The organism is Streptococcus sp. 20925_1_24, from assembly GCF_041432335.1.
In the GTDB taxonomy this organism is placed as follows: domain Bacteria; phylum Bacillota; class Bacilli; order Lactobacillales; family Streptococcaceae; genus Streptococcus; species Streptococcus mitis_BM.
Map to the genome: position 1 here is coordinate 38326 of NZ_JAPVZM010000014.1, position 13293 is coordinate 51618.

The following is a 13293-nucleotide window of genomic DNA, read 5'->3' on the forward strand; positions in this document are numbered from 1 at the left end:
GAAGAAAAAATCACCTTTTCTTGATTTTTAATCCTATTTGCTGTATGATAAGGAAAAAGAAAGGGGGAAGAAATATGGCTTTTACCAATACCCACATGCGGTCTGCTAGTTTTGGCATTGTTACCAGCTTGCCTGATGACGTTATTGACTCTTTTTGGTATATCATCGACCACTTCTTAAAAAATGTCTTTGAATTGGAGGAGGAACTCGAGTTTCAATTGCTTAATAACCAAGGAAAAATTACCTTCCACTTCTCAAGTCAACACCTCCCTACAGCCATTGATTTTGACTTCAACCACCCTTTCGACCCTCTTTATCCCCCAGAGTCCTAGTTTTAGACATGGACGGTAGAGAGACTATCCTCCTCCCAGAAGAAAATGACCTATTTTAAAAACTCTAGCCTTCAGTTATAAACTACTGAAAACTAGAGTTTTTTCTATTTTTTCAAAGCATTATACAAGTTACGGATCGGTTGCTTTAATGTAGGATGGATAAAATGAGGCGCAATTTCTTGTAAGGACTCAAGGACAAAAAGGCGTTCCGCTATGTAAGGATGAGGCAAGATGAGGTCGTCTGTATAAATGACCTGGTCCTCCACAAAGAGCAAGTCCAAATCAATCAAACGAGGCCCCCAATGCACTTCTCTCACCCGTCCCATCTCTGACTCAATGGCTAACAAGCTCTCTAATAGCACTGGGGACGACAACCAGGTTTCAACCTCAACCACTTGATTAGCAAAGCTATCTTGCTCCACACCACCCCAAGGCTCCGTCGTCAAGACACTGGACTCTTTGAGAATATGGATGCCACGAGCTCGCATCTTCTCAATCGCTTGCTCCAAGTTTGCTTGCTTGTCCCCCATATTGCTTCCTAGGGCGACAAAGGCCCGTTGCTTGCGGCGATGAATAGTCACTGAGCAAGTATCTAATGGCAAATGAACCGGCGCCCAAGGTTTTTTCAGTTCCAGCTGAATTTCTTGGACAAGAGGATAGGCCTCAAAGGTACGTTCTACCAGTTTATAAGCTACCGTTTCAATCAAATCTTCACTCGTTTCCTGAAACCAAGACGTCCACTGCTGACACAATTCTCCGTAATGGACAGAGGCCGTCAAATCCAAGTCTGTAGCCGCCTTGGTCATATCATAAGATAAGATGGCTGAAACGATAAATTTTTGCCCCAATTCCTTCTCACTAGGAAAAAGACCATGATAAGCAAAAATTTCCAAATCCTTAATCTGCAGTTGATCCATAATGATTCCTTTCTAGAAAAATCCGCTTCAAGCGGATTCTTTTTATACTCAATGAAAATCAAAGTGCAAACTAGAAAGCTAGCCGCAGGCTGCTCAAAACACTGTTTTGAGGTTGCAGATGGAAGCTGACGTGGTTTGAATTTGATTTTCGAAGAGTATTAAAGTCCCATTAAACGATAAGCTTGATCTCGAAGGTCCTTATCTGTTTCAAATAAGCCTCGAGCTACTGTCGTCAAGGTTGCAGTACCTGGTTTTCTGACACCACGCATGCTCATACACATATGTTCCGCCTCAATGACAACAAAGGCTCCTTTAGCACCTAGATACTCCATCAAGGCATCGGCCACTTCGATATTCAAACGTTCTTGAATTTGCGGCTTTTTCGAATAAACTTCAACCGTACGGGCTAGCTTAGACAAACCTGCCACACGACCATCCGGAATATAGGCAATATGCGCTCTCCCATAAAATGGTAGAAAGTGGTGTTCACACATAGTATGGAAAAAGATATCCTTTTCTACCACCATATTATCGTCAATAATCTCAAAGGATTTTGACAAATGTTCCTCCGCTGTTTGACCAAGACCTGAAAAAATCTCTTGGTACATACGAGCGACACGAGCAGGTGTTTCCTGCAAGCCCTCGCGGTTAGCGTCCTCTCCGACAGCCTCGATAATCATTTTTACAGCTGCTTCAATCTTTTGTGTATCCATTCTCATTCTTCCTCTCCATCAGATAGGCTCTCACTTGGCTCAAGAAATACAAGGAACCAGTGACAATCCTAACTGTTTTTTTCTCTTCTTTTTTATCTGTCAATTTCTGCTCTAGAAAATCCTGCCAACCTTGGTAGCTGAGATTTCTAGACTTGGCTGCCTCTTCCAGCACGCTTTCAGCAGTCGCCCGACTGTCGTCAAAATGTGTCAGGGTAAGCTCGGTATCTGGCATGGCCCCCAGCAAGTCCAACATATCCTCTAAGGCCTTGGTTTTGATGCAAGTAAAGAGGATTTCTTTATGATAATCTGCAAAGCGTTCTTGCAAGGTTGCCAATAAAGCCTTGATAGCATGGGGATTGTGGGCTCCATCCAAGATCATCAAGGGGTTCCTTGACACGACCTCCAGACGCCCCGGCCATCTTGTTTCTTCCAAGGCTTGGACAATCAAGTCATTGCTTGCTAGTTCTCGACCATCCTCTTGACAAAAAGTATCAAGTAAAGCTATGGCCATCCCAGCATTCTCTATCTGGTGCAAACCAAGCAGACCAGTCTGGAAGCGACCTTGTCTGACAACACTTGTATAGTCAAAGACTTCGCCTGTAACCACACTCTTTTGATGGCTGACCTGATAATCTGTCCCGTAGGCAAGTCTCGGCGCATCTTTCCCTTCCGCAATACTGTCAATCACACCCAAAGCTTCTGGAGCGATACGACCTGTTACCAAGGGAATGCCTTGTTTGATAATACCAGCTTTCTGCTCTGCTATGGCCTCCAAGGTGTCACCAAGTAGGGCCACATGATCCAAGCCAATGGTCGTGATGCCTGTTAGAATAGGCTGGCAAATATTGGTACTATCTAAAAGTCCACCCATGCCAACTTCCATGATGGCCACATCTACTTGCTCTGCGGCAAAGTAATCATAGGCTATAGCTGTGATAATCTCAAACTCAGTTGTCCCCTGCAAATTAGCAGCCGATTCCCCCTCAAGCAAAGACCGGTAGTCTGCCATGAGGGCTTCTAGCCTAGCCTCTGGAATGGATTCCCCATTGATGCTAATCTGGTCTGTGTAATGAATGAGATAGGGCGAGCTGAAAACACCAACTCTCAGCCCCATCTTTTCTAGCATATTTTTCAAAAAAGCAATGGTCGAGCCCTTGCCATTGGTTCCTCCGATATGGATAACCTTGAGTTTGAGATGGGGATTGCCACGCAAAGCTAACAGTTCCACCATGCGTTCCAAGCCAAAATGCGGTTGGTCCGTCCGATAGTTAGCAATCCACTGATTATTTTCAAATTCTTTCATCTTATTTATATTGTTTTAAATCTAGATTTTCCGCTTCATCAGCCAGACGAATAGCCGAAGCAATTTCAACTGCCATCCTGTGACTAGCCACATCATGCACGCGCACCACTTCCACACCCTGTCTCGCAGCGATACTGGTTACATGAGCCGAAGCCGTATCTCGATTGCGGAAACCAAGTTCTGTCTCAGGATTGACTTCAAAATCATTTTCTTCAAGAATATTGATAACAAACCTCTTGCGCGACACTCCGAGAAAGATTGGATAGCCTTTCTGATGTAGTTTATCCAGGTCCCGTAAAAGAAGCAGATTTTCTTTCTTGGTCAGACCAAAGCCAATTCCTGGATCCAACAGGATATTTTCTGGCGCAATACCAGCTTCCTCTGCTCTCGATAGTGCTCGTATAAAGAAAGCCTCCATCAAGTCTTCGATTGGCAATGTTTCAAAGTCAGCTAACTCTTTTTCTGTAAAGGTTTGACCAAAGCCAAAATGAGGGAAGATAAGCGAACTAGGATGCTGAGGTCGTGCCATAACTGGATTAAACATGATGACCACTTGCGCTCTCGCTTCAGCTACCACATGAGCCATTTTTTCATCACCCATTAGACCAGTGATATCATTGACTAGATTGGCACCAGCAGCCAAAGCAGCTTCTGCTACTTGACTCTTCCAAGTATCAATAGAGATGAGGACATCACTTTCCTTGCGAATCGCTTTGATCACTGGAACAACACGCTGGATTTCCTCTTCTATCTCAACATAGCTACTTCCCGGCCGAGTCGATTCTCCGCCGATATCTAGCATACTCGCTCCCTCTGCGATCAACTTCCGAGCCTGCTGGAGTGCTTGCTCAAGAGCAAAAAATTGACCACCATCCGAAAAGGAGTCTGGGGTTACATTGATAATTCCGCAAATAGCTGTCTTTGCACGATTGGCTTTACTTGACATATCGGTCACTCCCTCAAGGCTTTTCACCATATTATTTCTCTATTTTACCATAAAAAGAAAAAGATGGACACGATTGCATTCATCTTTTTCCCAGTAGAAACAAGTAAGCAATTGTCAATAATCTTAAACAGAAATCCCTAATGTCCGACTCATGATCACCACAAGAGCTAACAAACAGAAAAAAACTCCATTAACAATCATGTGAAGTAAGATAGACATTTCCAAACGTTGGGTTTTATAAACTGTCCAAGTTAGCACAGTTGACATTCCTCCATAGATAAGAAGAGAAGGTAGATTTGTCGGTAAATGAAGCAAGGCAAAGATAATAGCACCGACTATATAACCCACATTTTCTTTACCACGAAAGAGTTTTTTAGGAATCACTCCTCGACATAAAATCTCCTCACAAATAGGAGCTATTAGAACCAGTAAGAAAAAACTGGAAATTAAGGAACTATTCTGGACCAAATCATTAATATTTGATTGATTGCTGGTTGTTGTTTCATTCATCAAATGCAGTAAGACCACACCAAGAATATTAAAGGCAAGAATCACTAGATAGCTTAAGGCCAATCTAGCCAAATCCTTAGCCTTGAAAAACGATAAACCAAAACTAGCCAACTGTGTTTTCCTAGCACCTATTATAAATACAGTTAAAACCACAAGAGATAAGGCCCCTACTAATAGTCCAGTTTGAAGCAGTGGAAATTTTCTGCTAGTTAAAAAAGTTGCTAGGGCTAAAGGAAACTGAGAAAACAAAAGCCCTACTAGAAAGATTATTAACCACTTCCCCCTGTTTAATACTTCATCCCAAATATTCTTTCTTATCATCAATCATACTCCTACCATTCAATCAAAATCACCTACCTAGTTTGAAGCAATTTTCAAGTAACTATAATATAAAAAGGGGAAAACCCCTTTTTATATTATAGCATTTATAGTGCCATACTGATGTAGTTAAGGATAAACAAGGCATCCAAAATCCAAATCATGACATGAACATCTTTAGCTTGACCTTTAACAAGCTTAGTCAAAGTGTAAGTCAAGAAACCAACTGCAATCCCTTGAGTGATAGAGTAGCTGAATCCCATAAAGATAGATGTGAAGAAAGCAGGAACCGCTTCAGACATATCGTCCCAATGGATATTTTTCAAGCTAGCCAACATCATAATCCCAACGATAATCAAGATTGGAGCTGTAGCGGCTGTTGGTACGATCGCTAGAAGTGGACTAAAGAAGCTTGAGATCGCAAAACAGATAGCTACAACCAAGGCTGTCAAACCAGTACGTCCACCAGCACCAATACCAGCAGCAGACTCAACATAAGTCGTTACGTTTGAAGTACCTGCAATGGCACCAATTGAAGTACCAATCAAGTCAGAGTAAAGAGCCTTGTCCAACTTAGCTGATTGGTGATTTTCACCATTTGTCGCTACGATACCAACTTTTTCACCTGTACCGATCAAGGTACCAATTGTATCAAAAATATCTGTCAATGAGAAGGCAAGAATGGCCATCAGAGTTTCAGGCAAGCGAGCTGTATCTGAAATCAAAGCTCCCAAACCTTCTGAACCAAGAGCTGCACCAAAGACTGTCTTCAAGTCTTCAAAGGCTGCACCAACATGGTTATTAGCAAAATCGATACTAGACAAATCTACCAAACCAACTGCGATAGCAAGAACAGTTGTTGTCAAGATAGAGAGGATAATTCCTCCTTTAATCCCTTTAATGACAAAGAAGATTGTAATAGCAAGTCCTGCAAGAGCCACCAAAACAGCTGGATTATTAAAGCTGACCAAGCCTGGAACTGCTGAAGCATTTGCTGTAATCGCTGCTTGAGCCTTATCAGCCCCTTCTCCTGCAACCGTGTAATTTCCTGGATCGATAGAAAATTTCAAAAGTCCAGCATTCTTAATACCTACGTAGGCAAGGAAGACACCGATACCAGCTGAAATAGCTGAACGAAGGGCGTTTGGAATCGATTCAATGATCATTTTACGAACATTTGTCAAGGTAATAATCAATGAGATAATTCCACAGATGAAGACCATAGCTAGGGCTTCTTGCCAAGAATAACCGAGTCCAAATACAACTGTAAAGGTAAAGAAGGCATTGAGTCCCATACCTGGCGCTTGAGCATATGGCAAGTTGGCGTAGAAGGCCATCATCAGGGTACCAGCAACTGCACCGATAATCGTTGCGAGGAATACACCCTGAGCAGGCATTCCTGTTTGCGAAAGAATTTGTGGGTTTACAAAGAGAATATAGCTCATTGCAAAGAAAGTTGTTAAACCAGCGAGAACCTCTGTACGAACGTCTGTACCGTTCTCTTTTAGTTTAAATAATTTGTCCATTATCAATCTCCTTTTAATTTTTACGAACAATAATAGAATTATATCATTTATCATTCACTTTTTCAATATCTTTGTTTGATTTATTTAAGAATTTGATGAAATTTCTTTTTTTGTTTCGAATCTGCTTTTCTGCCTGCTTTCTGTTATAATAGTAGACATCTTATCTGAAAAGACACTAGAAAGGTCCCTATGACGAAGAAAATTATTGCAGTTGACCTGGATGGAACCCTGCTCAACTCAGACAGTCAAATTTCTGACTTTACCAAAAAAACCATCAAAAAAGTTGCTGAAAAAGGCCATCAGGTTATTATTACGACAGGTCGCCCTTACCGTATGTCAAAAGATTTTTACCGTGAACTGGGCTTAGACACTCCTATGATTAATTTCAACGGCTCCCTTACTCATTTACCAGACCAAGTTTGGAGCTTTGAAAAGTGTTTAACCGTAGACAAAAAATATCTGCTAGACATGGTTCGACGTTCAGAGGACATTCAAGCCGATTTTATCGCTGGAGAATATCGTAAAAAATTCTACATTACAAATCCTAATGAAGAAATTGCTAATCCCAAACTATTTGGTGTAGAAGCTTTCCAGCCTGAAAATCAATTCCAGCCTGAGTTGGTAACTAAGGATCCTAACTGTATCCTGTTGCAGACCAGAGCCAGTGACAAGTATGCCCTTGCAAAAGAAATGAACGCCTTCTACCAGCATCAACTGTCTATCAATACCTGGGGAGGGCCGCTCAATATCCTTGAGTGTACCCCAAAAGGTGTCAACAAGGCCTTTGCTTTGGACTACTTGCTCAAGGTAATGAACCGCGATAAAAAGGATTTGATTGCCTTTGGAGACGAACACAATGATACCGAAATGCTTGCTTTTGCTGGGAAAGGTTATGCAATGAAAAATGCCAACCCAGAGCTACTCCCCTATGCAGATGAGCAAATTTCCTTGACAAATGACCAAGACGGAGTTGCCAAAACCCTGCAAGACTTATTCTTATAGTTCATTCTGACCAGCTTGCGAGCTGGTCTTTGTGCTCTTTTCACAGTCTCATCAACCAGTTAATCGATTGTTCTACTTTTTGCCTCCAAAACCTTGGAAAAGGCTTTCTTTTGTGATATAATTCACATATAAATACAAGAGAGCTCGTCATACTCGACTCTGTTGACACAAAATCAATCCAGTCCCGTTATCCCTGTTCTCGGTCAATATCAAGGAGGATAGCTATGAAAGCTGTTGTTGTTAATCCAGAAAGCACTGGTGTTGCTGTTGAAGAAAAAGTACTCCGTCCACTTGAAACTGGGGAAGCACTTGTAGAAATTGAATACTGTGGTGTTTGCCACACTGACCTCCACGTTGCCCATGGCGACTTCGGTCAGGTACCAGGACGTGTCCTAGGTCACGAAGGTGTTGGTATCGTTAAAGAAATTGCACCAGATGTTAAAAGTCTTAAAGTCGGCGACCGCGTCAGCGTTGCTTGGTTCTTTGAAGGATGTGGTACTTGCGAATACTGTACAACTGGCCGTGAAACTCTTTGCCGTACAGTAAAAAATGCCGGCTACTCAGTAGACGGTGGTATGGCTGAACAATGTATCGTAACAGCAGACTATGCTGTTAAAGTTCCTGACGGACTTGATCCAGCCCAAGCCTCTTCTATCACATGTGCTGGTGTAACAACCTATAAAGCTATTAAAGAGGCCAAAGTTGAACCAGGCCAATGGGTTGTTCTTTACGGTGCTGGTGGCCTTGGTAACCTAGCTGTTCAATACGCTAAAAAAGTATTCAATGCTCATGTCATCGCAGTTGATATCAATAACGACAAACTTGCCCTTGCAAAAGAAGTAGGCGCTGACATTGTTATTAACGGCCTCGAAGTTGAAGATGTACCAGGACTCATCAAGGAAAAAACTGATGGTGGAGCTCATTCAGCTGTCGTAACTGCTGTATCTAAAGTTGCCTTCAACCAGGCTGTTGACTCAGTTCGTGCTGGTGGTCGCGTTGTCGCTGTCGGCCTTCCTTCTGAAATGATGGAACTAAGTATCGTAAAAACCGTTCTAGATGGAATCCAAGTCATCGGTTCTCTTGTAGGAACTCGTAAAGACTTGGAAGAAGCCTTCCAATTCGGTGCAGAAGGTTTAGTAGTTCCAGTTGTTCAAAAACGTCCAATAGAAGATGCCGTAGCCATTTTCGACGAAATGGAAAAAGGTCAAATCCAAGGACGTATGGTACTCGACTTCACCCACTAATCTATTAGAAACCTATTTTAAAAGTTGGAATGCGCTTCCAACTTTTTTATATTAAATTTTTTAATAAGGATTCAAAAAAACTTCTCTAAAACTCAATATATCAATATTTTCAGATGTAATATTTTTAATTATTTTATGATAAATAGTTGATTTTTAGATGAAAACGGTTTATACTTAAACAGTCTTAAAGTTTTCTTAAACGAAAACTAAAACAAAAAAGGAGGAATGACAATAATGAGTATCGGAATCATTATTGCGAGCCACGGCGAATTTGCTGCGGGTATTCATCAGTCAGGATCTATGATCTTTGGTGAACAAGAAAAGGTTCAAGTTGTAACCTTTATGCCAAATGAAGGTCCTGATGATCTATACGCTAAGTTTAATAACGCTGTTGCTGCATTTGACGCAGAAGATGAGGTTCTAGTTTTGGCTGACCTTTGGAGTGGATCTCCATTTAACCAAGCTAGTCGCGTGATGGGAGAAAATCCTGAGCGTAAGTTTGCCATCATCACAGGACTTAACTTACCGATGTTAATTCAAGCCTACACAGAGCGCCTCATGGACGCTGCTGCAGGTGTAGAAAAAGTCGCTGCTAATATCATTAAAGAAGCCAAAGATGGCATCAAAGCTCTTCCAGAAGAGCTAAACCCAGTTGAGGAAGTAGCAAGCGCTGCAGCTGCTCCAGTTGCCCAAGCTGCTATTCCAGAAGGAACTGTCATCGGAGACGGTAAACTCAAAATCAACCTTGCCCGTCTAGACACTCGTTTACTTCACGGTCAAGTTGCAACTGCTTGGACTCCAGATTCAAAAGCAGACCGTATCATCGTTGCTTCAGATAACGTAGCTAAAGACGAATTACGTAAAGAATTGATTAAACAAGCAGCTCCAGGTAAAGTGAAAGCAAATGTTGTTCCTATCCAAAAACTAATCGACGTTGCAAAAGATCCTCGCTTCGGAGGAACACATGCCCTTATCTTGTTTGAAACACCTCAAGATGCCCTTCGTGCTATCGAAGGTGGCGTGCCAATCAAAACTCTTAATGTTGGATCAATGGCTCACTCAACTGGTAAAACAATGGTTAACAACGTTTTGTCTATGGATAAAGAAGACGTTGCTACATTTGAAAAAATGCGTGACCTTGGTGTTGAATTTGATGTACGTAAAGTACCAAACGACACCAAAAAAGATTTGTTTGACTTGATCAACAAAGCAAACGTGCAATAATCGATTTTATGAAAGGATTTTAAAGATGTCTATTATTTCTATGGTTTTAGTAGTCGTTGTAGCCTTCCTAGCAGGTCTTGAAGGTATCCTCGACCAGTTCCAATTCCATCAACCAATCGTAGCTTGTACCCTTATCGGTCTTGTTACCGGTAACCTTGAAGCAGGGATTATCCTTGGTGGTTCTCTTCAAATGATCGCCCTTGGTTGGGCTAACATCGGAGCTGCCGTAGCTCCTGACGCTGCTCTTGCTTCTGTTGCTGCTGCCATTATCATGGTTCTTGGTGGCGACTTTACTAAGACAGGTATCGGTGTTGCCCAAGCGGTTGCTATCCCTCTTGCAGTTGCTGGTCTATTCTTGACTATGATTGTCCGTACACTCTCTGTCGGATTGGTTCACACTGCTGATGCTTCTGCTAAAAAAGGTGACTTCAAAGCAGTTGAACGTGCTCACTTTGTCGCACTTCTTCTTCAAGGTCTTCGTATTGCAGTCCCTGCAGCACTCCTTCTAATGGTACCAACTGAAACAGTACAAAGCATTCTAAATGCTATGCCTGATTGGCTCAAAGATGGTATGGCTATCGGTGGTGGTATGGTTGTTGCCGTTGGTTACGCTATGGTTATCAACATGATGGCAACTCGTGAAGTATGGCCATTCTTCGCTATCGGTTTCGTGCTTGCTGCCGTGTCAGATATTACTCTAATCGGATTTGGTGCTATCGGTGTTGCTATCGCTCTTATCTACCTTCACCTTTCTAAAACTGGTGGAAATGGTGGCGGAGGAGCCGCAACTTCTAACGACCCAATCGGCGATATCCTAGAAGACTACTAAGATAAGAAAGGACTGAAAACATCATGACTGAAAAACTTCAATTAACTAAATCAGATCGTAAAAAAGTTTGGTGGCGTTCAACTTTCTTACAAGGTTCTTGGAACTATGAACGTATGCAAAACTTGGGTTGGGCTTACTCATTAATTCCAGCTCTTAAAAAACTCTACACTAAAAAAGAAGATCAAATCGCTGCTCTTGAACGCCATCTTGAGTTCTTCAACACTCACCCATATGTAGCCGCTCCAATCATGGGGGTTACTCTTGCACTTGAAGAAGAACGTGCTAACGGTGTTGAAATTGATGATGCTGCTATCCAAGGGGTTAAAATCGGTATGATGGGACCTCTTGCTGGTATCGGTGACCCAGTATTCTGGTTTACAGTACGCCCAATCCTTGGATCACTCGGTGCTTCACTTGCCCTTACTGGTAATATCTTAGGTCCAATCCTCTTCTTCGTTCTTTGGAACTTGATTCGTATGTCATTCTTGTGGTATACACAAGAGATTGGATACAAGGCTGGATCAGAAATCACTAAAGATATGTCTGGCGGTATCCTCCAAGACATCACTAAAGGAGCTTCTATCCTTGGTATGTTCATTCTTGCTGTCCTTGTTCAACGTTGGGTAAATATTAAATTTGCTTTCGATGTTGCCAAAGTTCAACTAGATGAAAAGGCTTATATCCATTGGGATAAATTGCCAGAAGGATCTAAAGGTATTCAAGAAGCATTCGCACAAGTAGGACAAGGATTGTCTCAAACACCTGAAAAAGTTACTACTTTCCAACAAAACTTGGATATGTTGATCCCTGGACTATCAGGACTACTCCTTACTCTCCTTTGCATGTACTTGCTTAAGAAAAAAGTATCTCCAATCACTATTATCCTTGCACTCTTCGCAGTGGGTATTGTGGCACATGTTCTTCACATCATGTAATCAAGCAACTTAAAAGGAATCAGGTTCTAAAATCTGATTCCTTTTTTCTATACTTTTATTCGGCCAAGGCACCCATTGGATCCCATGGTGCGAGTACAATTGGTTCTGATTCATAGGCAGCTTGTTCTTCTGCTGTCAGCAATTCTTTGCGAACAACGATTTGGTAAGTGTATTCGTCCATCCAAGCGTCTGAGGCAACAAAGTAACCATCTGTACCGACCTTGTCTCCCCAAGAGTTTTCAACCTTCCACTTGGTTGACTTGCCATTTTCGTCCAAATCAACACCTGTCAAGACCATGGCGTGGGTCATTAAGCTTTCACTATAGTCCAAACGTCCAGCCTTGTCTTGAGTGAGTTTAATGTCCATGCTTGATTCAAAGTCATAAACATCTGTCGCAAGGATTCCAGCTTTACGGTTGCTGAGCTGACCAACATCAGAACCAAACCAAACAGTCTCACCTGCTTGCATTTGAGCAATTGCCAACTCTTTCAAGCGCTCCATCGGCACGTTGATGTAGCGAACCGCACGGCTACCAATCACATTTCCTAACATCTCAACTGTGTAAGATTTACCGTATGGTTTATCAGCAGTTGGAGCATTGATAACAGAAACGTAGTCTTCTAGTGGAAGATTGACATATTTCTTGTAAAACTCTTGTGGTGTGATGCCCTTTTCACTTTGGTAGTTGTTATCTTTATCGCGATAAGCAAAGTCAAATTTACGTGGTGGAAGTCCTAATGACATGGCAAGGAAATTAAAGATTTCTTGCAAGAGGTCTTCTTTCTTAGCTTGAACAGTCGCTTGGTCTGCCCCAGAAGCAAGCAAGTCACGCAAGATTTGAGCATCTTGACGAAGCAATTTGTTGAGAATGGCATTTAGCTCACGACTGCTGCTAGATGAAACAGACTCTGGATAAACAGACTTAGGAACGACACCATATTTCTCAAAGAGAGAAACGACCATATCCCATTGACCGCCATCTTGTTGTGGAGTTTGGAGTAGGAATTTAACCTTACGGCTCGTCAAATCTTGGTCTGCAGTCGCAATGACTTGCTCCAAGAACCAGTTGGATTTCTCATACTTGTCCCAGAAGAAGGTGTGAGCCTGTGATAACTCAAAATTTTCCAGTTTGTATTGTGAGATGAGCTTGTGGCGGAAGGTGTTAAGAGCTGCAAACATCCAGCAACGACCAGACGCTTTCTGGTTGGTTACCTTGTCCTTAGTCAAATCCAATGAGAAAACAGGTGTGTTATCTACATGGCTTTGGCGACGTTCTAGGGCTGCAAAAATTCCGTTGTGGCTAGCAGCATTTTCAATCGCTTGGTATTTTACATTTGCTTCATAGTTGGCAAATAGTTTATCAGTAAATGATTCTTGAATCGCGTTCATAGATTCCTCCTTTTATTCTACAGTCTATTATAACGCTTTTCACAAAGGAAGCAACTGAAAAACATAAAAGGCAAGGACATTCTCCCTCACCTTTTTCGAAAATA

The 13293-nt window shown here is 42.0% G+C and carries 12 protein-coding genes and 1 pseudogene; 6 read left to right on the forward strand and 7 right to left on the reverse strand.

All coding sequences use genetic code 11. The features are described 5' to 3' along the window. The first annotated feature begins 74 nt into the window (after positions 1 to 74). Positions 75 to 391 (forward strand): annotated as a pseudogene (locus O3650_RS07875) (DUF960 domain-containing protein). 45 nt (positions 392 to 436) lie between these two features. On the opposite strand, the gene folK reads toward O3650_RS07875, so the two are convergent. From folK to O3650_RS07905, 6 genes are all read right to left on the reverse strand, one after another. Next, positions 437 to 1249: a 2-amino-4-hydroxy-6-hydroxymethyldihydropteridine diphosphokinase gene (folK, locus tag O3650_RS07880; protein ID WP_261072926.1), complete on the reverse strand. Its 813-nt coding sequence runs from the start codon at positions 1247 to 1249 to the stop codon at positions 437 to 439. Positions 1250 to 1407: 158 nt separating this feature from the next. After that, positions 1408 to 1962, reverse strand: a complete 555-nt coding sequence (folE, locus tag O3650_RS07885; RefSeq protein ID WP_000380917.1) for a GTP cyclohydrolase I FolE — start codon at positions 1960 to 1962, stop codon at positions 1408 to 1410. Then, on the reverse strand, positions 1943 to 3265 hold the full coding sequence (locus O3650_RS07890) for a bifunctional folylpolyglutamate synthase/dihydrofolate synthase (RefSeq protein WP_261072924.1): 1323 nt from the start codon (positions 3263 to 3265) through the stop codon (positions 1943 to 1945). Before O3650_RS07890 ends, folE begins: the two co-directional genes overlap by 20 nt. A gap of 1 nt (position 3266) precedes the next feature. Next, positions 3267 to 4241: a dihydropteroate synthase gene (gene folP / locus O3650_RS07895; RefSeq protein WP_371491864.1), complete on the reverse strand. Its 975-nt coding sequence runs from the start codon at positions 4239 to 4241 to the stop codon at positions 3267 to 3269. 93 nt (positions 4242 to 4334) lie between these two features. Further along, positions 4335 to 5042 carry a CPBP family intramembrane metalloprotease gene (locus O3650_RS07900; RefSeq protein ID WP_261219350.1) on the reverse strand — a complete coding sequence of 236 codons (708 nt, stop codon included), beginning with the start codon at positions 5040 to 5042 and terminating at the stop codon, positions 4335 to 4337. Positions 5043 to 5146: 104 nt separating this feature from the next. After that, on the reverse strand, positions 5147 to 6565 hold the full coding sequence (locus O3650_RS07905; RefSeq protein ID WP_000359256.1) for an NCS2 family permease: 1419 nt from the start codon (positions 6563 to 6565) through the stop codon (positions 5147 to 5149). A gap of 189 nt (positions 6566 to 6754) precedes the next feature. On the opposite strand from O3650_RS07905, the gene O3650_RS07910 reads away from it, so the two are divergent. From O3650_RS07910 to O3650_RS07930, 5 genes are all read left to right on the forward strand, one after another. Beyond that, entirely contained in the window at positions 6755 to 7567 is an 813-nt protein-coding gene (locus O3650_RS07910; protein WP_101786161.1) for a Cof-type HAD-IIB family hydrolase, read from the forward strand. A gap of 224 nt (positions 7568 to 7791) precedes the next feature. Beyond that, positions 7792 to 8811 carry an alcohol dehydrogenase AdhP gene (gene adhP, locus O3650_RS07915; protein ID WP_000649185.1) on the forward strand — a complete coding sequence of 340 codons (1020 nt, stop codon included), beginning with the start codon at positions 7792 to 7794 and terminating at the stop codon, positions 8809 to 8811. 234 nt (positions 8812 to 9045) lie between these two features. Beyond that, entirely contained in the window at positions 9046 to 10035 is a 990-nt protein-coding gene (locus O3650_RS07920; RefSeq protein WP_004258131.1) for a PTS sugar transporter subunit IIB, read from the forward strand. A gap of 25 nt (positions 10036 to 10060) precedes the next feature. Further along, a complete protein-coding gene (locus O3650_RS07925; protein ID WP_000022716.1) occupies positions 10061 to 10864 on the forward strand; it encodes a PTS mannose/fructose/sorbose transporter subunit IIC in 804 nt (267 codons plus the stop codon). Between the two features lie 23 nt (positions 10865 to 10887). Further along, on the forward strand, positions 10888 to 11799 hold the full coding sequence (locus tag O3650_RS07930) for a PTS system mannose/fructose/sorbose family transporter subunit IID (RefSeq protein WP_000136864.1): 912 nt from the start codon (positions 10888 to 10890) through the stop codon (positions 11797 to 11799). Between the two features lie 55 nt (positions 11800 to 11854). On the opposite strand, the gene pepC is transcribed toward O3650_RS07930, so the two are convergent. Beyond that, positions 11855 to 13189: an aminopeptidase C gene (pepC, locus tag O3650_RS07935; RefSeq protein ID WP_101786163.1), complete on the reverse strand. Its 1335-nt coding sequence runs from the start codon at positions 13187 to 13189 to the stop codon at positions 11855 to 11857. Positions 13190 to 13293 lie beyond the last annotated feature (104 nt).

Excerpts from the sequence above, each read along its gene's own strand:
- O3650_RS07910 (WP_101786161.1), top strand. The coding sequence starts at position 6,755 with ATGACGAAGAAAATTATTGCAGTTGACCTGGATGGAACCCTGCTCAAC.
- pepC (WP_101786163.1), bottom strand. The coding sequence starts at position 13,189 with ATGAACGCGATTCAAGAATCATTTACTGATAAACTATTTGCCAACTAT.
- O3650_RS07925 (WP_000022716.1), top strand. The coding sequence starts at position 10,061 with ATGTCTATTATTTCTATGGTTTTAGTAGTCGTTGTAGCCTTCCTAGCA.
- O3650_RS07890 (WP_261072924.1), bottom strand. The coding sequence starts at position 3,265 with ATGAAAGAATTTGAAAATAATCAGTGGATTGCTAACTATCGGACGGAC.
- folK (WP_261072926.1), bottom strand. The coding sequence starts at position 1,249 with ATGGATCAACTGCAGATTAAGGATTTGGAAATTTTTGCTTATCATGGT.
- O3650_RS07905 (WP_000359256.1), bottom strand. The coding sequence starts at position 6,565 with ATGGACAAATTATTTAAACTAAAAGAGAACGGTACAGACGTTCGTACA.
- adhP (WP_000649185.1), top strand. The coding sequence starts at position 7,792 with ATGAAAGCTGTTGTTGTTAATCCAGAAAGCACTGGTGTTGCTGTTGAA.
- O3650_RS07920 (WP_004258131.1), top strand. The coding sequence starts at position 9,046 with ATGAGTATCGGAATCATTATTGCGAGCCACGGCGAATTTGCTGCGGGT.
- O3650_RS07900 (WP_261219350.1), bottom strand. The coding sequence starts at position 5,042 with ATGATAAGAAAGAATATTTGGGATGAAGTATTAAACAGGGGGAAGTGG.
- folP (WP_371491864.1), bottom strand. The coding sequence starts at position 4,241 with ATGGTGAAAAGCCTTGAGGGAGTGACCGATATGTCAAGTAAAGCCAAT.
- O3650_RS07930 (WP_000136864.1), top strand. The coding sequence starts at position 10,888 with ATGACTGAAAAACTTCAATTAACTAAATCAGATCGTAAAAAAGTTTGG.
- folE (WP_000380917.1), bottom strand. The coding sequence starts at position 1,962 with ATGGATACACAAAAGATTGAAGCAGCTGTAAAAATGATTATCGAGGCT.